Origin of the sequence: Sphingopyxis sp., from assembly GCF_016793825.1 — a bacterium.
GTDB lineage: Bacteria > Pseudomonadota > Alphaproteobacteria > Sphingomonadales > Sphingomonadaceae > Sphingopyxis.
Window position 1 is genome coordinate 1 of sequence record NZ_JAEULM010000028.1, and the last position, 21,034, is coordinate 21,034.

Sequence of the window (21,034 nt, forward strand, 5' to 3'; positions counted from 1 at the left end):
TGCGCGCGCCTCCGGTCGGGCTACGCCCGCCCTCCGCCGCACGCAGCGCAAGGCCATCTTCAACAAACCAGCATCATATTATCCGAAAAGGGGGTCCCTCTTCGACGCCGATCGGGGGTCCCTTTTGAACGCCGTTTGACAATGGAGTTCGTCGATATTCATGCGCTCTATGCCGACAGGTCAGGTGTGGACCGTATTTCGCCACAATCGATCAAAAAGTACCTAGGTGCGGTACAGGCACTCCTTGGGTTCGCTTTCCAGGAGCGCTTCATTCCTGCGAACATCGCCGCCGGAATCAAAGTCGAAGGTTACACGAAAAAGAGCAAACGGCGCCCATTTACCAAGGACGAACTCGCTCAGCTGTTTGCGGCCGAGCTGTTCACCGCTCGCTGGTCTGACCCCTTGAGCAAATCGAAGGTCTCCGATTCGACCCTGCGCTGGTTGTTTCTGCTCGGCCTTTGCACAGGCGCTCGAATTGAGGAACTAGGGCAGATATTGCTCGCGGACATCAAGTCCGAGCAAGGCGTCCCCTATATCGACGTCACCGACTACGTCATGGACGAGATTGAAGAGCACAATCGGGTGAAGACCGATGGTTCAATTCGCGTGATACCTCTCCACCCCAAACTCATCCTGCTTGGATTCCTCGATTACGTCCAGCGGATGCGGTCGCGCGGGGCGGTTCGCCTTTTTCCCGACCTCGTGGCGGATTCGCTGGGCGTAAAAACCAAGGAAGCAAGCCGCCGCGCCAACCGCCTGATCGACAAGGCTGTGGGCGACGACCCGCGCCTCGTATTTTATAGTTTCCGACACAGCTTCAAGGATCTCTGCCGCGACGCCAACATTCCTAAGGACGTGCACGACCAGCTTATGGGGCATTCGCCCGCAGATGTTGGCGGAGGCTACGGTTTGGGACGGGCGATCGGCAATCTTGCAGCCCACTTAAAGCGGATTGGGTTCAGTTTCGTCGATTGGGATGCGATTAAAGTGGCTGCCGAACGCCCTGAAGCATTATCCGACGCCCAAACAGGCACTCGATCGTCGGCAAGAATGTCGGTCCGTCCCGGTCGGCGGGCTGTTCGATGACTGTCGCGGCAGATCGGCTGCTGGCGAGCAACCCATTGATATCGGCCCATGCGGTTAGATTTTTGAAGATGGCCGGTACCAGTAGATCCAATTTTCTCGCTGGCATTCGGTCGCGGCGAGACTCTGAGGTGCTGAGCTTGGGATACAGCTCGTCCCCCAAGCGTACGCTGGTAAGCCGACAATCCGAAATTCATCGCGGGGTCGGTAGCTTTGACACTTACGGAAAGAACACGTTTTTCCTAGGTTATTTATCGCCAGGATACCATTATTCTGAAGTCTTAGAGGACTATCATAGTCCCCAGAACGCTGTATCGAACAGACCTCTTGCACGTTTGTTTTTAAGCAATCACCAATTCCCAACAACCGTATTAACGGCGCTACGCGGTCGAAGACTCGCGGAACTCATAGATTTCACCGAGGACCGTATATTTTTTGGTTCCAAGCACACCACCATTGTGTCCGCAGAAATGCACCCTGACGACGACGAGACCCTGGAATTGGAGCTTGCGGTGGCATGGTATCCTCTGTCGCGAGCGCTGTCGCACCTATAGAGAACGGAGATCGCCCTTTCCGTCGAGTCGCATCCTTCATCCGCGCAACTTTCGGTGCTGGCTCTACCTCCGATGGATAGCCCACGTGCGCGCTCAGACGCACTCGGCAACGGCTTCTACATATCAATCGAGCGAGTGGCCGTCCGGCTGCTAGTGGCTCGACCTGGCCGAGTGGAGACGGTCAGCTTTCGGACGCGGGTCTCAAGAAGCTGACATCAGCGACTGACCGTACACAGCGAGGGACACCATCACCTCAACGGCTGCCGATCGGACGGTTTAGGATCATCTATCGAGCAGACTTAGTTGCCGACACCCCCGTTTAGCCAGCGCGAGCGCGCCGAGCAGGCCGGTATTCTCACCCAACGCAGGTGGAACAATGATTTCCTGCGGAACGCCTGCGAAATAGCCATTCGACGCCGCTGAAGCTTCGGCACGGATGCGCTCGATCAGTCCTGGCGTCCCCATGACGCCGCCACCCAGGATGACTCGCGCGGGCTCGAGGATCGCCTGAAAGGTCGCCGCCGCCTGCGCAAGATACCAGGCGACGATTTCATGACCGATATGATCGACCGGCAGTTCGGACAGCGATGCGCCCCAACGCGCCTTGATCGATGGGCCAGCGACCAGCCCTTCGAGGCAATCGCCGTGAAAAGGGCAGTGACCGGCGAAGCCCGTATCGGCTGGATGCCGCGGAATCCGGATATGGCCCATCTCCGGGTGGCTCACACCGTAGATCAGCCGCCCGCCGACAACCGCACCCCCGCCGACGCCAGTGCCGATGGTCAGGTAGAGCGTCGAACCTGTTCCGTGCCCCGCGCCCCACATCCATTCGGCGAGCGCGGCGCCGTTGACGTCGGTGTCGATCGCGACCGGGCAGCCGAAGGCGCCGGCGAAGGGACCGGCAATGTCAGCGTCGCTCCAATGCGGCTTGGTCGTGCGAGTGATGTGGCCCCATGTGGGGGACGCGGGGTCTAGGTCCAGCGGGCCGAAGCTTGCGATGCCTACCGCAGCATAATTGCCGCCCTGCTGGCGCAGCCAGTCGATGGCTGCGGGGATCGTTTCCTCGGGACGCGCCGTATCGATGCGGGTGCGGGCGTGGATTTGCCGCGATGCATCGCCGACACCGACGATGAATTTGGTGCCGCCCGCTTCGATCAGCGCTATTTTTTCATTCATCGTCCCGTCCCTCGCGCCATTTTTAAAGGAAGGACGCGCCGGCGTGGGCGCGTTCGACCATGATCAGCGGCTTTTCGTCGTCCGGCGTCCGATAGCGCGCTACGATTTGCCGGGCTAACGCTTCCGCAGCATCGGCTTCGACGAGCGCGACGACCGCGCCGCCAAAGCCGCCGCCGGTCATGCGCGCGCCGCCGCGGTTGCCGATTGCGGTTTGGAGTTCGGCGACCAGTTCGTCGATCGCGGGGAGCGTGATTTCGAAATCGTCGCGCATCGAGACGTGCGAGGCGGCCATCAGTTCGCCAAGCGTGACGAGATCGCCTGCGGCCATCGCCTCGGCCGCGGCGAGCGTGCGGGCGTTTTCGTTGACGACGTGGCGCGCGCGGCGGTAGGCGAAGGGGTCGAGGTCGGCCCGTGCGCCCTCGAGCTGGTCGAGCGTGACATCGCGAAGCGCCGGGGCGCCGAGCTGGTGCGCGACGACTTCGCACTGGGCGCGGCGTTCGTTGTAGTGACCATCAACGAGGCCGCGACTGATCCCCGAATGGACGATCAGGATGGCCATGTCCGGCGGTAGCGCGACGGGCCGCACGGCGAGGCTGCGACAGTCGATCAGCAGCGCATGATCGACGGCACCGTGCGCCGATGCGAGCTGGTCCATATTGCCGCAGCGCATCCCGACGAAATCGCATTCGGCGCGCTGGGCGATTAATGCGATTTGCGTGGCGTCGAAGCGGCCGGGCGCGAACAGCCCGCCGAACGCCATGCCGCTCGCGACCGAGAGCGACGCCGAGGAAGACAGACCCGACCCTTGCGGGATGTCGCCTGCGACAAGCATGTCGAGGCCGCCGAGCTGGACGTCCTCGGCCTGCAGGACCGTCGCTACACCGCGGATATAGTCGGACCAGGGCTGCCCGGGATCGCGCGCGATCGGCCGGCCGAGATCGAATTCGCTGACCGCATCGCCGAAATCGGCGGCGATCATGCGAACGATGCTGTCGGGACGGCGGCGCACCGCGACGATGCTTTGCAGGCCGATGGCGGCGGGGAGGACGAAGCCGTCGTTATAGTCGGTGTGCTCGCCGATCAGGTTGACGCGGCCCGGCGCGCGCACCGCCAAGTCGGGCGTGGCACCGACCAGCGCGGAAAAACGGGCCAGCGTGCGTTCGGCGAGAGTCACGGCATCACCGCACGCAGCCGTTCGGCCGCCTGTTCGGGGGTCAGGTCACGCTGCGCCTCGGCGAGCATTTCATAACCGACCATGAATTTGCGCACCGTCGCCGAGCGGAGGAGCGGCGGGTAAAAATGCGCGTGGAGTTGCCAATGACCTATATCCTCCTCACCGAAGGGCGCACCGTGCCAACCCATCGAATAGGGAAAGGCGCAATCGAAGAGCGCGTCGTAGCGGCGGGTAAGCTCGCCGAGAATCGCGGCGAGACTCTGCCGCTTCGCCGCATCGAGCTGTGGCAATCGCTGCACCGCGAAGCGCGGCAGCAGCAGGGTCTCGAACGGCCAGCTCGCCCAATAGGGGACGATCGCGAGCCAGTCGCTATTTTCGGCCACGGATCGCGGGCCGCCGGCTTCGCGTTCGGCGAGTTCGAAAAGCATCGGCTTCGGACCCGCCCATGCGCGCTGGTTGACGTCCTCGCATTCGATCTCGGCGGGGATATGTCTTGTCGCCCACACTTGCCCGTGCGGATGCGGGTTGGAGCAGCCCATCATTTCGCCGCGGTTCTCGAAAACCTGGACATTGGCGTGGGCCCGGCCGAGATCGGCGCATTGATCGCACCAGCAATCGACGACCGCAGCGATTTCGGCATCCGGCAGCAAGGGCAGCCCGCGCGCATGGTCGGGCGAGAAGCAGATGACGCGCGAGGTACCCGACGCGCCCGCGGCGCGGAACAGCGGATCGTCGCCCGCCGCGGGTTCGGGCGTGCCGGGCAACAGCGCTGCGAAATCATTGTCGAAGACGAAGGGCCCCGAATACGAAGGGTTGATGGCGCCATTCGCGCGGGTGTTCCCGGGACAAAGGTAGCAGCTCGGGTCGTAATGCGGCGGCAGGTCGGTCGCTGCCCTGCCCTGCTCGCCCTGCCAGGGCCGCCTGGCCCGGTGCGGCGACACCAATATCCATTCGCCGCGCAGCGGATTGTAGCGCCGGTGCGGGTGTTCGGTCGGATCGAAACCGGTCATGGCCAGATCGCTCCGGCGCTGTCGGTGCACTGGCTCTCGCCTGCTTCGGGGTCGAGTCGCAGTTCGAGTGTCTGCCCGTCGGCAAGCATGGCACGCTGAACGATGCTCGCCTCTCCATTACCCAGCGACGGATAACGGCACTCCGCCACGTCGAGCGCCGCGAGCGCGTCGAGCAGGCGCGCGCGATCGGGCGTCAGTTCGCCAAGATGGTCGCTCGTCATCAGTACACCGCCCGACAGACCCGCGAGTAGCGCGAGGCTTTTCACCTGCGCGTCGGTCAGGTCGTGGAAGCGGTCGCGCAGAAGGATGCAGTCGGGATCGGCCTGCCACAGCCGGCCCGCGGCATGGTTTCGCGTCGCCTGATCGCGAAGCAGGCTTTCGGCCGACTGGTCGCCCGACCATTTGACCCCGACATCGCGCCCGATGCGGATCGCATCGACCAGCCCGACCGAGGCCCAGAGCGGACAGCCGCAGCCGAGCCAGAGCGCGTCGCCAATCTCCTCGCGGATGATCGATCCCATCTTGCGCCAGATTGCGATGCGCGAGAGACCTGCCTCGTGCCAGACCACATGATCGGGACCATATTCGGCGCCGAAGAACATGAAGTCGGTCTTGAAATAACGCGCGCCCCAGTCGTGCGCCCAGGCACGAAAGACGCGCCGGATATAGGCTTCTGCGTCCGGATGCGTGATGTCGAGGACATAATATTCCTCGCTGCGCTTGTGCCAGCGGAACTCGCCGTAAAAGGCCATCTGGATCAGCGGCGTGCCGGTCGCCTTTTCGCGTACGACCCAATCGGGATGCTCGGCGTAGAGGCGGCTGCGATTGCCGACCATGAAGGGCGCGATCCACAGGCCGGGCGTGAAGCCCGTGCCTGCGATTTCGCTCAGCAGCGGCTTCATCCCGCGGGCGAACTGCGGCTTGACGTCGAGCCAGTCGCCCATTTCCGGCGTGAAGCCGTCGTCGATCAGGAAGATGTCGAGATCGGCGCCATGCGCGTCGCGATAGGTCGCGGCGGCGGCCAGATGCTCGCGAATATTTTCCTCGGTGATCGCGGCGTAGAGATTGTACCAGGAACACCAGCCCTTGATGCGTTTTTCGGGAAGGCGCGGGAGCGTCGGAGACGCGGCGGCGACATGCCCGGACCAGCGGATCAGCGCCTGTTCGACGTCGGCGTCGGCGTAGAGAAGCAGGTTTTCAGCCGAAGTCGCACCGGTGCGGTCGAGCAAGGTTTCGACATCGATCGCCATCGCGCTGGCATCGCCGCCGAAGCGAAAGCGGTTCTGGAAACGGTCGTGGCGGTCGAAGCCGAGGACGACGGCGCCCTGCCCTTCCGCGGGCACCAGCGCAGTCATCGCGAAGCCGAGCGTCGGCTCCTTGCCCGGCGGCGCATCGCCCGCAGGGGTGCCGGGATCGGCAAAGAAACTGCCGTCCCAGCTGTGATAGCCGTTGCGAAGATACCGCCGCACGCCGGCGACCGCATCGAAACGCAGCCCCAGCGACAGCGGCGCTTCGCCGAGACCGGTCGCCGAGACATCGAGGCGCGTCACTTCCCCGTCGTCCACCGTCAACACGATCGAACCACCGCCATCGAGCGTCCATTCGATCCCGTTGGCGAGCACGGTCGCCGTACAGGCCGGCACCACGCCGTCGAGCAACGGTTGCACGCCGTCGAAGGTAATCCCGCTCTTCCCGAACATGCTCATGGGTTCAGCCGGATCTCGCGCCGCCCGTCGGCCGACTGCCGCGCCGCGAGCGCAAGCTTCAGCGACGCCGCGCCCTCGGCGAGCGGAATATAGGGAGTGCTGCCGGTCGTGATCGCGCGATGCACGTCGGCAAGCTGCGCGACAAACGGGTCGGTCCGTCCGGCGATTTCGTCTACCGCTACCTCGCCGGTCGTGCGCGTCAGCACGGCGTCGTTCCAGCTGGTGAACCGCCCGGTCATGCGTTCGGCATAGACCGCCCATTCCTTGTGCCATACGCCGGGGATCGCGATGTTCGACGCGCCCAGCGTGGCTATGCGGCCGTCGTCCCAGCCGAAGAGGATCGCGCTGATATCTTCGACATCATAGCCCGGCGTATCGTGATGCGCGAAATTGGAGCGGCGGGCATAGACGGTGTCAGGCTCGCCCATCATGTGGCGGATCAGGTCGATCTGGTGGATCACCTGCTCGAGAATCTGGCCGCCCGATTTCGCTTCCTCGCGCCACCAGTCGGCGTGGAGCGCATTGCAGTGATAGGCGCCGGCGTAAAGCCCGACCTTTCCGGTTTCGGCAGCTTTCCAGCGCCGCACCGCATCGCCGAAGCGGTACATGAAGCCGATCGCTGCGACGACGCCGGTGGCCGACACATCGGCGACCATCGCATCGGCGGCTTGCTGGTTCAGCGCGATCGGCTTTTCGACGAGCAGGTGGACGCCTGCCCGTGCAACGCGCTCGATCTCGCCACCGCGATTATAGGGGGGCAATGTCGCAATGACGAGATCGAGACGCTCCTGCCGCAGCATAGCGTCGAGGTCGGTATAGGCGGCGGCAGTGCGACCCTCCGCAAACGCCCGCGTCCTCTCCGCATCGCGGCCGCAGCAGGCGACCAGTTTCATGTCGTTCGATAATTCGGCAACCGCGCCCGCATGGCGCGCACCGATGCCGCCGCAGCCGAGCAGGCCGACGCGAAGCGCACTCACGCGCCGAACTCCAGCATCGCCTGCAGCATGCCGGGCGCGCCTTGGTCGAGCTGGTCGAACAGCTTCGGCGCGTCTTCGAACGGTGCGCGGTGCGTGATCAGCGGGATCAGGTCGAGCGTACCATCGTGCTGCAGCTCGATCGCGCTCCGCCAGAGCCGCGGCTTCGACCAGCGATAGCTCGCGTCGGGCGACACGCCCGAGATTTGCGAGCAGATGAGCTGGATGCGATTGTGGTGGAACTCTTCGCCCAGCTTCAACCCCGGGATCGCGCCCTGGAAGAAACCCATCGCGACGACGCGCGCATTATAGGCTGCGGCGCGGATCGCCTCGCCGAGCGCAGGCGGTGCGCCCGACACTTCGATGCACGCATCGGCGCCGCGACCGCCGGTGAGACGCTTGATCTCTTCCGCAGCTCCAGCGGGGTCGATCGCGAGATGCGCGCCGCGGCGGAGCGCGATGTCGCGGCGCGCAGCGTCGGGGTCGATCGCGATCACGCGCGCGCCCGATGCGCGGGCAGCCTGCGCGACGATCTGGCCCGGTACGCCGAGGCCGAACACCGCGATGGTATCGCCGATGCGGATCTGCGCGTCGTGGACGCCGTTCAGCGCGACCGCGCCGATATGCGAGAAGATGCCGATGCGCGGGTCGGCACCCTCGGGGAGCAGCCGGTCGCGGACGTATTCGGCAGTCGCGACATGGTGCGTCTTGTGGTTCCAGGTTCCGAAGAGGCGCTGGCCGACCTTCAGGTCCGCGATGCCGCCGCCAACCTCGATAATCTCCCCCGATTCCTCATAACCGAGGTTGCGCACAGGCCAGTCCCAGCTCGGCACCTCGGCATCGACGAACAGGCGCTGCACCTCGTCGAAGCGGCGGTGCATGAACGGGTTGGTCCCGCGATATTGGGTCAGCTCGGTGCCCGCGCTGATCCCCGAGAAGAGCGTGCGAATGCGCACCTCGTCGGGACCGAGCGGGGCGAACGCGCTGTCTTCGAACGCCAGCGTGCGCGGCGCGGTGAGGATCAGCGCCTTACTCGACAACATGGACGACCTCCTGATTGGCCGCGACGCCGCGGCGGGCCTGCAGGCGGGTGCCGAGCAGGATGAGAACGGCGAGCGCATAGAGCCCGGCCATCGCGACAATCCCCGACCCCATACCGAAGCTTTCGCCGATCCATGCGACGAGGATCGGGGTGATGCCGGCGCCGAGGAAGCCGATCATCGTCATCATGCCGACGGCGGTGGCGCGCGCATGCGGCGGCACGACGTCCTGCATCGCGGCATAGATGCAGCCGTCGAAGATGCCCTTCGCTATGCTGGTCGCGACGAGGACCATGCCGATCTGCGTCGCGGTCTTCGCGCCGAGCAACGGCAGCAGCAACAGCGCTGCCAGCCCGAGGCCGATCGCCAAGGTCGTAAAGCGGCCGATCGGCGATTTCTTCGCCAGCGTGTCGGCAAGCAGCCCGCCGAGCGGCACCGCGCAGAAGCCCGCGATGTTGATCGTTGCCGAACCGACCCATGCCGATTCCGCAAGGTTGAGGCCAAGCAGATTCTTGACGAAATAGGGCGCCCAGAAGGTCACGCCGGTCGATGCCCCGGTTGCGAGCGCGAACACCACGCAAAGGATCAGCGCCGCAGGGATGCGGAGGACGATGCCGATCGGCTCGGCGGGCTTGCCTTCCTCGGCGGCAGTGTGGACGATCGGAGCGTCGTGGAGGAAGAACCACAGAACTCCGACGTAAATCAGGCCGATGCCGCCGAAGATCAGGAAGGGCGCGTGCCAGCTGAAGGCGTCGGCAATATAGCCCGCCGCGACCGCGCCGAGGCCTGAGCCCGCGAATACCGCGGTCTGGTGGAGCGACAGCGCGCGGCTGCGCATCTGGGGCTTGTGCCAGTCGCCGATCAGCGCGGTGGCGGTGGGATAATATGTGGACTCGCCGACCGCGACGAGGGCGCGCATCGCGAGCAGTAGCGCAAAACCCGTGGCTAGGCTCGACATGCCCGTCGCGACGCTCCAGAAAACGAGGCCGAAGATGATCAGCCGGCTGCGGCGCACGCTGTCGCCGATGCGCCCCGCGACGAAGGCGCCGACGGCGTAAATCCAGAAAAAGACCGAGCCGAGCAGCGCGAGCTGCGTATCGGTCAGGTCGAATTCGGCCTTCAGGTCAGGAAGCACGGCGAGCAGGATGTTGCGGTCGGCTGCGTTGAGGAAGGCGACGAGCCAGAGCAGGCCGATCAATATCCACGGATAGTTGGCGCGTGCAGCCAAGCCTCCTTTATTCCCCACCATGTCTTCTCTCCCTTACGCTCCAGGGTCGATCAGGATCGCCCGAAAGTCGTTCACATTGGTCAATGTGGGCCCGGTTATGACCAGGTCTCCGAGTTTTTCGAAAAAGCTGTAGGCGTTGTTCGACGCCAGATATTCGGCCGGGACAAGACCCGCCGCGGCCGCGCGCGCCAGCGTGTCGGGACCGATCGTCGCCCCCGCCGCATCGTCGGTGCCGTCGATGCCGTCGGTGTCGCACGAGATGGCGAAGATGCCTCGCTCGCCGTTCAGTGCGATCGCGAGGCCAAGCAGATATTCGAGGTTGCGGCCGCCGCGCCCCGCCTTGTTGGTGACCGTCACCGTGGTCTCGCCGCCCGAGATGATGACGCGGGCGTTGCCGTCCTTTGCCATGCGGCGCGCAAGAGCGGCGTGGCTGGCGCCGAGGTGCCGCGCTTCGGCCTGGAGCTGGTCGCCGAGATTGGTGACCTGATAGCCCGCCTCGCCCGCCATCGCCTGCACTGCGGCGAGCGCGTCCCGCGCCTTGGCGATGATCTGCGTTTCGCCGCCCGCGATGCCGAGCGCGTCGGCGGCGGGGGTTTCATTCGCGGGGTCGTCCAGCGCCGCCGCGACCTGCGGCGATGGCTCAATGCCATATTTGGCGACGATGTCGCGCGCATCGGAGAGGCTGGTGAGGTCGGCGACGGTCGGCCCCGACGAGACGAAGCTGGGGTCGTCGCCCGGAATGTCGGAAATGATCCACGTCGTGACATGCGCCGCGCCCGCCGCGACCGACAGCCGGCCGCCCTTGACGCGCGAGAGATGCTTGCGGACGCAGTTGATCTCCTCGATCGTCGCGCCCGATTGCAGAAGCGCGCGGGTGATCTGCTGCTTGTCGGAAAGGGTCAGCCCCGCCGCAGGCGCCGCGAGCAAGGCGGATCCGCCGCCCGACAACAGCAGCAGGAGTTTGTCGCCGGCTTCCAGCTTGGTTGCGATGGCAAGCGCACGCTCGGCTGCGATCAGACTGTTCTCGTCGGGATAGGGATGGCCCGCCTCGACAATCTCGACATCGGGCCATGCCGGCGCGGGTTCGGGAAGATGGCCGTGGCGCGTCACGACCAATCCTTTTAGCGGCTGCTCGGCGCGGGTCTGTGCGACGCGCATCATCTCGGCGGCGGCCTTGCCGACCGCGATCACGACCGTGCGGCCGTGCGGCGAATGCGGTATCTTGCGCGGCATCGCGACTTCGGGGCTCACCGCGCGCACCGACTCGCGGAACAGCGCGATCAGCTTGTCGCGCTGGCTCGTCCGGCTCACCTGTTCAGCCTCGGTAGCGATGACATCCTCCACTTATGATTTGCCCCTTGGGGTGGAGCAGAGCGGCAGGGCCAGCTAGCGCAAGATTGCGGAACTATTTGTTCCATTTTTCGCAACGACTTCAAATTTCCCATGAAAGCGTAGGCCTTAGCTTCTCCGACAGATAGTCGATCAGCGACCGGACGCGGACGGGGACGCCCTTCGGGTCGGCGAAGAGCGCGTAGAAGCTCATGTCGGGCGCCTGCCAGCCGGGGAGCACTTCGACGAGCTTTCCCTCGGCCAGATCGCTCTTGCAAAGGAACGCGGGGAGCGTTGCGATGCCTAGCTCTGAGCGCACCGCGTGGCGGAGCAGGATGAGATCGTTGCACACGAGCCGCGGCGAGAATTCGACCGTCACCTGCTCGGTGTCGGTGTGGAGCGGCCAGCGGTGGCGGCGGTCGACGGTGCCCGTCGCGAGCAGGTCGAAGCGCGGCAGCTCGACATGGTTCTGCGGCATACCCTTGCGCTCGAAATAGCCTGGCGCGCCGAAGATTCCGCATTCGGTGACGCCGAGCTTTACCGCGACGAGTTCGGAATCGGCGAAGGGCCCGACGGCGAGTGCGACATCGAAGCCGGCGCGGAGCAGTCCGACCGCATCATCGGTCAGCACGCTGACGAGCCGCACGTCGGGGTAGAGATCGAGGAAGCTTGCGAGCAGCGGACCGATCAGGCTTTGCCCGAGCACATAGGGGATGGCGATCTTGACGACGCCGCGCGGGACATTCTGCCGGTTCTGCAAGGCCCGCTCGCCGTCGCGCAATACCCCCAATGAACGGAGACAATATTCGAAGAACATCGCGCCATCCTCGGTCACCGTGACCGAGCGCGTCGAGCGGTGGAGCAATTGCACACCCAGATTCTCTTCGAGCCTTGAAATGCGCCGGCTGACAGTCGATTTGGGAAGCCCCAGCGCCTGCCCCGCCTTGGTCAGGCTTTCGGTTTCGACGATCTTCGAAAAGACCTGCAGGTCGCCCAGATCGAGCATCGTCCATCTCCCGTAATATTATTGCTTATTATATCATTATCAGCAACACAGCGTTGCAACAATACGGACTTTCGTCCACGGCCCTCCCCCTTCAGTTTTTGTGACAACGGCCTGCAAAGGGCCTGGAAGAAATATTGGGAGGAGACCAGCATGACCATCCAACGCCGTTTTTCGCGCAGTTTCCGCGGCTCGCTGCTATGCGCCGCGTCGCTTTCCGCGGCGCTGACCCCGCTTCAGGCTGCACAGGCGCAGGACGCGTCGCCTTTGGCCGACGAGGCCGTTGTAAGCGATGACGCCGTCGCCAGCGACCAGGACACGATCATCGTCACCGGCACCAGCCGCGGCCGTATCGCGCTCGACACGCCGCTCGCCGTGACCTCAGTCGGTGAGGACGGGCTCGCGCGATTGGGCGTCAGCAGCCAGGCAGACATCCTCGCCAGCATCCCGACGATCAAGGCCGACGCCGGCGGCGGCGAAGTTGCATCGAACGTGTTCGTGCGCGGCCTCCCCTCGGGCGGGCAATATCAGTTTACGCCGCTGATGTATGACGGCATCCCGGTGATGTCGACGTTCGGTCTCAACTCGTCGGCCTATGACGTTTATTACCGCAACGACCTTGGGATTTCGCGCCTCGAATTCGTCCGTGGCGGTGTGTCCAACCTGTTCGGCCCCGGTTCGGTCGCCGGCCTGATCAACTATATCAGCAAGACCGGACGCGACGAACTCGAAGGCACCGCGCAGATCGAATGGGCCGAAAAGGGCCGCTATCGCGGCGATGCGGCGATCAGCGGACCGCTCGGCGAAAATCTGTTTTTCGCGCTGTCCGGTTTCTACCGCAAGGACGACGGCCCCATCAAGACGGGGCTCGATACCGAGGGTTTCCAGATCCGCGGCAATCTCAAATATGAGTTCCCCGACGACAGCGGTTCGATCACGCTTTACGGCCAGTATATCGACGATCAGGCGCAATTCTATCTGCCTGTTCCGCTGGACGGCACGACGCGTAGCCGTATCGCCGGCAACGACGGCAAAAAGGTCTATCAGTTGATGACTCCGGCAGTCGCGGGGCTCGGCTTCAACACCCCCGACGGCGCCTTCACCACCGGCATTACCGACGGCGTGACCTCGAAGGGCGGTCAGGTCGCGATCGCCTTCGATAAGGCGTTCGGCGACAGCGGCTGGGGCATCAACGGCCGCGTCAAATATTCGGACTACAAGCACAAGTTCGGGCTGTGGTCGGACGGCGACGGCATCGTCAACGTCCCCGAGACGCTGAACGCCTTCGTCACCAACGCAGCACGTCGCGGACAGATTCCGGAACTCAACGGCATCACCGCTGCCAACGCGACCTTCACCTATGTCGGTGGCGGCGCGGTCGCAGCAGACGATATCCTGTTCGCCAACCGTTTCACCGACCGCAACCGCCCGATGCACGACCTTTCGGCCGAGCTGAACCTCACCAAGGAGGCGACGACCGGCAGCATCGAGCACAGCTTCACGCTCGGCGGTTTTTACGCCGATACGGTCGCCCGCGACGTCAATGTGACGACCACCTTCCTCGGCGCGTTCAACAATCGTCCACAACTGGTCAACCTCACCGTCACCAATCCGGTCGGCGGCGCCACGACGATCATTTCGCGAAATGGCCTGCTCAACGCCGGCGGCGGTTACGTCAACAACCGGCATCAGGCCGAGCGCTACGCCGTCTATTTCGCAGACCAGATGCAGATCGGCGAGCGCTTCAACATCGACATCGGCGGCCGCGTCGAACATTATAAGGGTGATATCAGCCGCGAGCGCACGTCGACGACGATTACCGACGCGACGACGCCGAACCTGTCGGGCGCGCTCCGCGACGTGATCTGGGGCAACGACGGCTATCTGACCGGCAAGGTATCGACCACCGAATGGGCGCTGGCGGCAGGCGCCCTGTATAAGGTCACTGACGACGTCAGCCTCTACCTCAACGCCAGCCGCGGTTATTTCTTCCCCGAAGTTCGCGCGGTCGGCTTCCTGCCGCTGCCCGCCGGAACGGCCGCCAACGCGAGCGCCTCGCCGGGAACGCAAAGCTATGAAGGCGAAATCATCAAGCAGGTGCAGGGCGGCATCAAGGTCAGCCAGCCTGCCTTCAGCCTCGAGGCATCGGCCTTCTACACCAGCCTGAAGAACCGCCGCCAAGTGCTCTTCGTCAACGCCCCGGGCGGCGGCTTCCAGGAACTCGTCAACCTTGTCGCCACCGAATCCTTCGGCGTCGAGGCGGTCTTCGACCTGAAGCTGCTCACCAATTTGCGCTTCAACGGCAACCTGACGCTGCAGAAGGCGAGGTATACCGAGTTCCAGTCGAACGTCGGCGGCGTTCCGACGTCGAACCCGGCGATCATCGGCAACGATCTCGAGCGCCAGCCGCAGATCCTGTACAACGCCGGGCTATATTATGACGATGGCGCGCTAGATGTGTCCTTCTTCACCAACTACACCGGCGACAATTTCACCGCGTCAAACAATGCCATCAAGCTCGACGGGTGGAACATCGTCAACCTCGACGCCGGCTACACCGTGCCGTTCGGCAACAAGAGCCTGCGCCTCGGGGTGAATGTGTTCAATGTGTTCGATACCGACGCGACCACCGAAGGATCGCCGCGTCTCGACAACAACCAGACGGTCGGGGGTGCCTATTTCGTTGGCCGCCCCGTCCTCCCGCGTCGCATCACGGCACGGGCCACCTTCAATTTCTGATAGAAAACGGGCATTCGCGACATGACGACTGACAAGCTTGACGCGGGTGCCCGCGCCATCCTGACTGCCAACGACCGGGGCGGCTACACCGTCCCCAACGGCCGGGTCTATCCGTTCCAGTGGAACTGGGACTCGGCTTTCGTCGCCCTCGGTTTCGACACCTGGGACCGCGACCGCGCATGGAAAGAGGTCGAAACCTTATTCAATGCGCAATGGGACGACGGTTTTCTGCCGCACATCGTCTTTTGGCAGGACGATCCCGGCTATTTCCCCGGCCCCTCGGTCTGGGCCACGGGCAAGACTCCCGTCACCTCGGGCATCACCCAGCCGCCGGTCGCGGCGACGGTCGTCCGCAAGCTGTGGGACAGCGCGATCTCGGCCGATGCCGACGACGCATACCGCCTCCGCCTTGAAAGCCTGTTCGACAAGCTGATCGCCTGGCATCGCTGGTTCCGCGATTATCGCGATCCCGATGGCCGCGGCATCGTCGTGGCGATGCATCCGTGGGAGACCGGCCGCGACAATTCGCCCGAATGGGACATCCCTGGCGAGCCGATCGATATCTCGGGCGTCGGGGAATATACACGGCGTGACACCGGTCATCTCGACGCGAAGATGCGACCGACCAAGCTGGAATATGACCGCTATCTCGCGCTCGTCCAATATGGCGTCGCGCAGGGCTGGGACCATGCGAAGATCACCGCGGGCAACCCGTTCAAGGTTGCCGATATCGGCATGTCGATGATCCTGCTGCGCGCGAACCGCGACCTGCTCCACCTTGCCGACTATCTTGGCCGCGACGCCGAAGCCGCCGAAATCCGGGCGATGATCGCAAAGGCCGAAGCCGGGATCGACTGGCTGTGGGACGAGGAAAAGCACAGCTGGTGCTCGCGTGACCTGCTCACCGGCCGCTCGTCGGGTTTCATCACCAGCGCCTCGTTCCTCAGCTTCTATGCCGGCCTCGCCGATCCTGCCAAGGATGCCGCGATGCTCGCGCACCTGCACCGCATCGGCAGCAAGGTCGAATATCTGATGCCCAGCCTCGACCCCGAGGACCCGGGTTTCCAGATGATCCGCTATTGGCGTGGCCCGGTGTGGGCGGTGGTCAATTACATGATCGGCACCGGCCTTGCCGAAGCGGGCTTCGACGCCGAGGCCGCCCGCGTGCGCCATGACACGCTCGCGCTGATGGAGCGCAACGGCTTTTACGAAGCGTACAGCCCCGTCGACGGATCGGGCAGCGGCGGCGACGATTTCTCGTGGACCGCAGCGATCTGGCTCGCTTGGAGCTAGTCAGCGGTCGGGATCGACCACCGGTCCCCTCACCCGCGTACGCACCGCGCTCGGGCTCGCCCCGAGCAGGCTCCGCACCATCTTGTTGAAGCGCTGCGCGTCGGCGACGCCGCAGCGCTCGGCGACGCGCCATATCGGCAGGTCGGTCGATTCGAGCAGGAAGCGCGCATGTTCGGCGCGCCGCTGAAGCAGGCGGTGCGGCACGGTGGTGCCGAACCGGCTTCGGAAAAGCCGCGCGAGATAGGCCGGCGAACGCCCCGCCGCGGCGGCAATGTCGCGAACGCCGATCGCTTCGGAGAAATGACGGTCGATAAATTCGGCGGCGCGCGCCGCGGCGTCATCCTCGGGCAGCGGATCGGTGCGCCGCGCGAGCGTCAGCAACAACTCCTGTGCCGCGAGCCGCGCGGCGATATGCGCGATCGGGTCGCTCGCGGTCGCGAACAGACCGCTGACATGCGCAAAGCGTTCCCGCAATGCCGCGCAATCGGGCAAGTGCAGCGCGACAGGCGCGCACGCCCCCGGCCCCTCGCCGGCTTCGATATGGATGCACCAGTGGGTGCCGGGTGCGGCAAGATCGTAGCTCGATGGCAGCCCCGCAGGGCTGAGCGTCACGTCGCCGGGCGCGATGCGGATGCGTTTTCCCGCCAGCTCCATTTCGCCCGTGTAGCCGTGGAGATGCAGCGCATGCGTACGTCCCTGATGGATCGTCGCAAATCGGCGGTCGGCCAACGCGAACTGTCCGGCAACGGCGACGCGCGGCAAATCCTCAAGCGGCAGGTCGATACTTTGCATATTCGACTTTTTACCACAAGATTGGTCACAAACCAATTGCGATGATCGACCGGACGCGGCACCATCCGGCCATATCGATACCAAGAGGATGCCCCGGTGATGCTGAGCGAAGAGCAGAAAAAATTCTATGACGACCAGGGCTATGTCCTTGTCTCCGGTCTGTTCAGCCCTGAAGAAGCGGCGGCGTTCCGCGCGGAAATGCATCGTATCGCGGACAATGAGGGAAACAGCGACGCGACATGGGACAGCTTGCGCGGCAGCGGCACGACGATCACCCACTGCCACGACGTCCATTTCCGCTCGGCGATGGTGACGCGCCTGCTCACCGACCCGCGACTGACCGAGATCGCGCAGGATATCATCGGACCGAACGTCCAGCTTCACCACAACAAGATGTTCATCAAGCCGCCCGAGAAGGGCTCGCCCTTTCCGATGCATCAGGATTACCCATATTTCCCGCATCGCGACCATTCGATGATCGCCGTGATCCTGCACTTCGACGATGCGCCCGAGGAAAAGGGTTGCCTGCGCGTCTATCCCGGCACACACAAGCTTGGTCCGTTGCCCGCCGAGGGTGCCGACCACCACGCGTCGACCGAAATCTATCCGATCGAGGGCGCCACCCCGCTTCCCGCGAAGGCAGGCGACGCGCTGTTTTTCCACTATCTGACCGTACACGGGTCCGGCCTCAACACCTCGGACGAACCGCGCACGACCTTGCTGATCCAGCTTCGCGATCCCGCCGACATGCCACTCAACGACCGGCACAGCTCGCGCGGTCAGGGAATGATGCTCGCCGGCATCGACCCGACCGCCGGCGCGTTCAAATTTGCGTGGGAAGACGAGCAAGCTGCCTGACGCCTTCGCCTGGCTGCCGCTGCTTCTGTCGTTCGGCAGCCCCGCCGCGGGGGATTTCTGCGCCGATCTTGCCGGCCTTGCCATCGACAAGGCAGTCGTGGCGAACGCGCGCCTGTCGGATGGCATCTGCATGGTCGACGGGTCGGCACATCCGGTCGCCGGGTCGGACATCCGTTTTACCGTCTATCTGCCCGCGCCCGCGCGCTGGAGCGGGCGATATTATCAGATCGGCAATGGCGGCTTTGCCGGCGCGATCCACCTGCCGACGCTCGACGAGGGCGCGCGGCGCGGTGACGCGATCGCGGCGACCGACACCGGACATCGCGGCACCGGGTTCGACGCACGCTGGGCAGCGGACAATCCTGTCGCCCTTGCCGACTATGGCTGGCGCTCGATCAAGGCGACGCGCGATGCCGCACAGGCGATCGTCGGCGCCTATTATCACCGCCCGCCCGCGCACCGCTATTTCATGGGTTGCTCGAACGGCGGCCGCATGGCGCTGATGGCGGCGGCACGCTGGCCCGAGGACTGGGACGGCATATTAGCCGGCGCGCCCGCAAATCCGTGGACCGTCCAATTGCGAGGCTTTGATCGGGTTCAGCGTGCCGTCCGGGCACCAGGCGCCTGGCTCGGCAAGCCGCAACTGGAACTCATACGGCGCTCCGCTATCGCGGCCTGCCCAGCCCGCTCGGTTCGAAACGGGATAGCACAACGGCCCAATGCCTGCCGCCCCGACTGGGATCGCCTGACCTGCCGCGACACGGCCGATGCGACATGCCTCTCGCCCCCGCAACGCGCCAGCCTGCAGGCCATAATCAACGCCGGCTATGTGCCCGCCGCCATGGATGTCGAGGATTGGGAGCGCTGGGTCGTCAATCCGGATATCGCAGCACCGTCACAGCTGGGCTTCGCCGAAGAGGCGAGGCAGCACCTCTTCGGCCAATATGACACAGCGACGCTGTCGTCCCACCTAGACGTCCTTCCCGAGGAGCTTGAGGCCTTCCGCGATCATGGTGGCAAGATCCTGTCTTATTTCGGTTGGGCCGACGCCGTCATCTCCCCCGAGCTCGGATTACAATGGTATCGGTCGGTCGAACGCGCGACGAACGGGCCGGGCCCGGCTACCGATTTCTACCGTCTCTTCATGGTCCCGGGCATGCTGCACTGCCAAGGTGGTATGGGCGCAGTGAGTTTCGGCCAGTCTATCGAGGCACCGGCCCGTTTCGCGCGACCGGCCTATGATGTCCGATTGGCGCTCGAGCAGTGGGCGGAAAAAGGCCAGGCACCCCGCGCGCTGAAAAGCGGCGACGGCAATTCACACATCAGCTTGCTGCCTGTCGGTGCTACTCAGCAATCAACTGGAAACGGCCCCGTAAAGTAACAAACGGTGTCAGACTTTTCGCGCATTCGGTCGGGCCGATTCTGGGCGAAGTCTTGAGAAGCAAACTGCTATTTTACCGCGCAATGAGGCGTAAGGCCGGCTCGACGATATGCAGCTGATAGGCCCCGCAGGATCGAAGCGGAGACGGGTAGCGATCATTTCTTATCGAGCGGCAGCCCCCGGGCGCGCCACAACATCCTCATCGCGAATGCGACGCTCTGGTCGTATTATCTTACACAGCTTCGAATGGCCGATTGCGGAAGGTCAATATGATCTCCAAGATGACTGTTGCGCTGAGCGAGCGAACCATGATGTTTATCATATCGTCATGCGGGCCAAGCGAGCAGCGCGCGCGCACCCTCGTCAATTTCGATGGCCGTTGGGGCGCTGAGCAACACGGCTTCGCCGAGCGCGACGCTTTCGCCTGCGACGCGGCAGCCGGCCGACACCGGCACGAAGGTCATCTCGCCCGCGGCCTGTTCGAGTAAGGCTGTATCGATCGGCGCCGCGATCTGCGCGAGGTGGAAATGCGGGCCGCTCACCAACATGCGGTTGGCGTGGGGGTCGACGACGGCATCGCGCGGATCGTGGACCGGGCCGGGGTGCGCGACCCTGAGGCCGGCATCGAGATGCAGTTCGCGCGGGCGGCCATAGTCGTAGAGGCGGTAGGTGCAATCGACATTCTGCTGCACCTCCACGACGATCAGGCCGGGCCCGATTGCGTGGATTGTGCCCGCCCGGTTATAAACGAAATCGTCGTTTTTCGACGGTCGCCAGTCGATCATGTCGACGATCGAGCCGTCGAGCGCCGCGTCGTGGAGCGCTTCGCGCGTCGTTTGGACGTTAAGACCAACGCCGAGCTCGGCGCCCGGATCGGCCGAGAGAATCAGCCAGCATTCTTCCTTGCCGCGCGGATACCCTGCCGCCTGCGCGGCGTCATCGTCGGGATGGACCTGGATCGACAGCCGCTCCGACGTGAAGAGGAATTTGACCATGATAGGCGCATCATCGCCAGCGGGGTTCGCGAACCATATCTCGCCGATCCGACGCCCCCCGAAATCACCGAACGCGGGCGGAATATCGGTGCGGCCCCAAGGCTTTTCAACGACGATGGTTTCGAGGCGGATGAGCATCATGGCAAGATGTGGGCGCGCTTGCTGGGCGTCAAGCGCCGGTTCGGTAAGGCAGCTCTTTCCTGCGACCGACTCATGATCATCCGGTCACACGCAAAGAAATACGAGGCTTCCGAGCACCGTCTCCGTGCAAAGCTACTGCTAGGCGGGGAAGGGGCCCTGTGAAGCTATCTCGGCCGGTTCCCGGCTAGGCTTCCGAACTGGCCCGCGAGGCTCCTTGTCGGCCCAAGTCCTACCTGCGTAGAGCGCGCTGCACGGAACGCCTGCAGCTGGCCGATGCACGAACCGCTCCGCGGATTGGTGCTAGCCTCGATGTAAAGCGGCCGAGCGAGCGCCGCACCTGATTGAACGTGGGCTGCCGCAGGTGGACCCCCTCGACTCCTTCACCTGAGGAGTCGAACGATGAACGAGCTTATCCAGATTGGCCCGATCAGCCCGCTGCGCCAGCGCCTGATCGACGACATGACCATGCGCCGCTTTTCGCGCGAGACGCAGCGTAACTATCTTCGCGATGTCGGACGGTTCGCGACCTGGCTCGGACGCTCGCCCCACACCGCGAGC

Annotated in this window: 16 protein-coding genes; 5 read left to right on the plus strand and 11 right to left on the minus strand. The window is 64.3% G+C overall.

Annotated features, from left to right (window positions below):
* Positions 1–141: 141 nt before the first annotated feature.
* Positions 142–1,086: a site-specific integrase gene (locus JNM03_RS08560; protein ID WP_294036036.1), complete on the plus strand. Its 945-nt coding sequence runs from the start codon at positions 142–144 to the stop codon at positions 1,084–1,086.
* 833 nt (positions 1,087–1,919) lie between these two features.
* Here the strand turns inward: JNM03_RS08560 and JNM03_RS08565 are convergent.
* The 9 genes from JNM03_RS08565 to JNM03_RS08605 all read right to left on the minus strand — a co-directional run bounded on the left by JNM03_RS08565 (position 1,920) and on the right by JNM03_RS08605 (position 12,280).
* The gene (locus JNM03_RS08565; protein ID WP_294036037.1) at positions 1,920–2,813 is read right to left on the minus strand and encodes an ROK family protein; all 894 of its coding nucleotides are present in this window, start codon (positions 2,811–2,813) and stop codon (positions 1,920–1,922) included.
* Between the two features lie 22 nt (positions 2,814–2,835).
* Complete coding sequence (gene galK, locus JNM03_RS08570; RefSeq protein WP_294036038.1) at positions 2,836–3,987, minus strand: galactokinase; 1,152 nt, start codon at positions 3,985–3,987, stop codon at positions 2,836–2,838.
* Positions 3,984–4,997 carry a UDP-glucose--hexose-1-phosphate uridylyltransferase gene (locus tag JNM03_RS08575; protein WP_294036039.1) on the minus strand — a complete coding sequence of 338 codons (1,014 nt, stop codon included), beginning with the start codon at positions 4,995–4,997 and terminating at the stop codon, positions 3,984–3,986. Before JNM03_RS08575 ends, galK begins: the two co-directional genes overlap by 4 nt.
* Positions 4,994–6,703, minus strand: a complete 1,710-nt coding sequence (locus tag JNM03_RS08580) for a glycoside hydrolase family 36 protein (protein WP_294036040.1) — start codon at positions 6,701–6,703, stop codon at positions 4,994–4,996. Before JNM03_RS08580 ends, JNM03_RS08575 begins: the two co-directional genes overlap by 4 nt.
* The gene (locus tag JNM03_RS08585) at positions 6,700–7,680 is read right to left on the minus strand and encodes a Gfo/Idh/MocA family oxidoreductase (RefSeq protein ID WP_294036041.1); all 981 of its coding nucleotides are present in this window, start codon (positions 7,678–7,680) and stop codon (positions 6,700–6,702) included. The genes JNM03_RS08580 and JNM03_RS08585 overlap by 4 nt, the downstream gene beginning before the upstream one ends.
* Positions 7,677–8,720 (minus strand): zinc-binding dehydrogenase, encoded by a 1,044-nt coding sequence (locus tag JNM03_RS08590; RefSeq protein WP_294036042.1) that lies wholly within the window; start codon positions 8,718–8,720, stop codon positions 7,677–7,679. The genes JNM03_RS08585 and JNM03_RS08590 overlap by 4 nt, the downstream gene beginning before the upstream one ends.
* Positions 8,707–9,966 (minus strand): MFS transporter, encoded by a 1,260-nt coding sequence (locus tag JNM03_RS08595; RefSeq protein WP_294036043.1) that lies wholly within the window; start codon positions 9,964–9,966, stop codon positions 8,707–8,709. The genes JNM03_RS08590 and JNM03_RS08595 overlap by 14 nt, the downstream gene beginning before the upstream one ends.
* A gap of 12 nt (positions 9,967–9,978) precedes the next feature.
* Positions 9,979–11,289 (minus strand): DUF4147 domain-containing protein, encoded by a 1,311-nt coding sequence (locus JNM03_RS08600; protein ID WP_294036044.1) that lies wholly within the window; start codon positions 11,287–11,289, stop codon positions 9,979–9,981.
* A gap of 88 nt (positions 11,290–11,377) precedes the next feature.
* The gene (locus JNM03_RS08605) at positions 11,378–12,280 is read right to left on the minus strand and encodes a LysR substrate-binding domain-containing protein (RefSeq protein WP_294036045.1); all 903 of its coding nucleotides are present in this window, start codon (positions 12,278–12,280) and stop codon (positions 11,378–11,380) included.
* Positions 12,281–12,430: 150 nt separating this feature from the next.
* Between JNM03_RS08605 and JNM03_RS08610 the strand changes: the two genes are divergently transcribed.
* Both JNM03_RS08610 and JNM03_RS08615 read left to right on the plus strand, forming a co-directional pair.
* Positions 12,431–15,016, plus strand: coding sequence for a TonB-dependent siderophore receptor (locus JNM03_RS08610; protein WP_294036046.1), 2,586 nt, complete (start codon positions 12,431–12,433; stop codon positions 15,014–15,016).
* Between the two features lie 21 nt (positions 15,017–15,037).
* Complete coding sequence (locus tag JNM03_RS08615; protein WP_294036047.1) at positions 15,038–16,309, plus strand: trehalase family glycosidase; 1,272 nt, start codon at positions 15,038–15,040, stop codon at positions 16,307–16,309.
* On the opposite strand, the gene JNM03_RS08620 is transcribed toward JNM03_RS08615, so the two are convergent.
* Positions 16,310–17,101: an AraC family transcriptional regulator gene (locus JNM03_RS08620; RefSeq protein ID WP_294036048.1), complete on the minus strand. Its 792-nt coding sequence runs from the start codon at positions 17,099–17,101 to the stop codon at positions 16,310–16,312. It abuts the gene before it with no gap.
* Positions 17,102–17,200: 99 nt separating this feature from the next.
* Here JNM03_RS08620 and JNM03_RS08625 point away from each other — a divergent pair, with 99 nt between their 5' ends.
* Both JNM03_RS08625 and JNM03_RS08630 read left to right on the plus strand, forming a co-directional pair.
* The gene (locus JNM03_RS08625; RefSeq protein WP_294036051.1) at positions 17,201–17,959 is read left to right on the plus strand and encodes a phytanoyl-CoA dioxygenase family protein; all 759 of its coding nucleotides are present in this window, start codon (positions 17,201–17,203) and stop codon (positions 17,957–17,959) included.
* A complete protein-coding gene (locus JNM03_RS08630; RefSeq protein ID WP_294036049.1) occupies positions 17,931–19,340 on the plus strand; it encodes a tannase/feruloyl esterase family alpha/beta hydrolase in 1,410 nt (469 codons plus the stop codon). Before JNM03_RS08625 ends, JNM03_RS08630 begins: the two co-directional genes overlap by 29 nt.
* A 326-nt stretch (positions 19,341–19,666) precedes the next feature.
* On the opposite strand, the gene JNM03_RS08635 is transcribed toward JNM03_RS08630, so the two are convergent.
* Positions 19,667–20,476, minus strand: coding sequence for a class I mannose-6-phosphate isomerase (locus JNM03_RS08635; protein WP_294036050.1), 810 nt, complete (start codon positions 20,474–20,476; stop codon positions 19,667–19,669).
* Positions 20,477–21,034: the final 558 nt, after the last annotated feature.

Bases quoted from the DNA above. Each gene is read 5' to 3' on its own strand.
- JNM03_RS08615 (WP_294036047.1), top strand. From the start codon at position 15,038: ATGACGACTGACAAGCTTGACGCGGGTGCCCGCGCCATCCTGACTGCC.
- JNM03_RS08565 (WP_294036037.1), bottom strand. From the start codon at position 2,813: ATGAATGAAAAAATAGCGCTGATCGAAGCGGGCGGCACCAAATTCATC.
- JNM03_RS08625 (WP_294036051.1), top strand. From the start codon at position 17,201: ATGCTGAGCGAAGAGCAGAAAAAATTCTATGACGACCAGGGCTATGTC.
- JNM03_RS08605 (WP_294036045.1), bottom strand. From the start codon at position 12,280: ATGCTCGATCTGGGCGACCTGCAGGTCTTTTCGAAGATCGTCGAAACC.
- JNM03_RS08635 (WP_294036050.1), bottom strand. From the start codon at position 20,476: ATGATGCTCATCCGCCTCGAAACCATCGTCGTTGAAAAGCCTTGGGGC.
- JNM03_RS08560 (WP_294036036.1), top strand. From the start codon at position 142: ATGGAGTTCGTCGATATTCATGCGCTCTATGCCGACAGGTCAGGTGTG.
- JNM03_RS08620 (WP_294036048.1), bottom strand. From the start codon at position 17,101: ATGCAAAGTATCGACCTGCCGCTTGAGGATTTGCCGCGCGTCGCCGTT.
- JNM03_RS08580 (WP_294036040.1), bottom strand. From the start codon at position 6,703: ATGAGCATGTTCGGGAAGAGCGGGATTACCTTCGACGGCGTGCAACCG.
- JNM03_RS08590 (WP_294036042.1), bottom strand. From the start codon at position 8,720: ATGTTGTCGAGTAAGGCGCTGATCCTCACCGCGCCGCGCACGCTGGCG.
- JNM03_RS08575 (WP_294036039.1), bottom strand. From the start codon at position 4,997: ATGACCGGTTTCGATCCGACCGAACACCCGCACCGGCGCTACAATCCG.
- JNM03_RS08595 (WP_294036043.1), bottom strand. From the start codon at position 9,966: ATGGTGGGGAATAAAGGAGGCTTGGCTGCACGCGCCAACTATCCGTGG.
- JNM03_RS08610 (WP_294036046.1), top strand. From the start codon at position 12,431: ATGACCATCCAACGCCGTTTTTCGCGCAGTTTCCGCGGCTCGCTGCTA.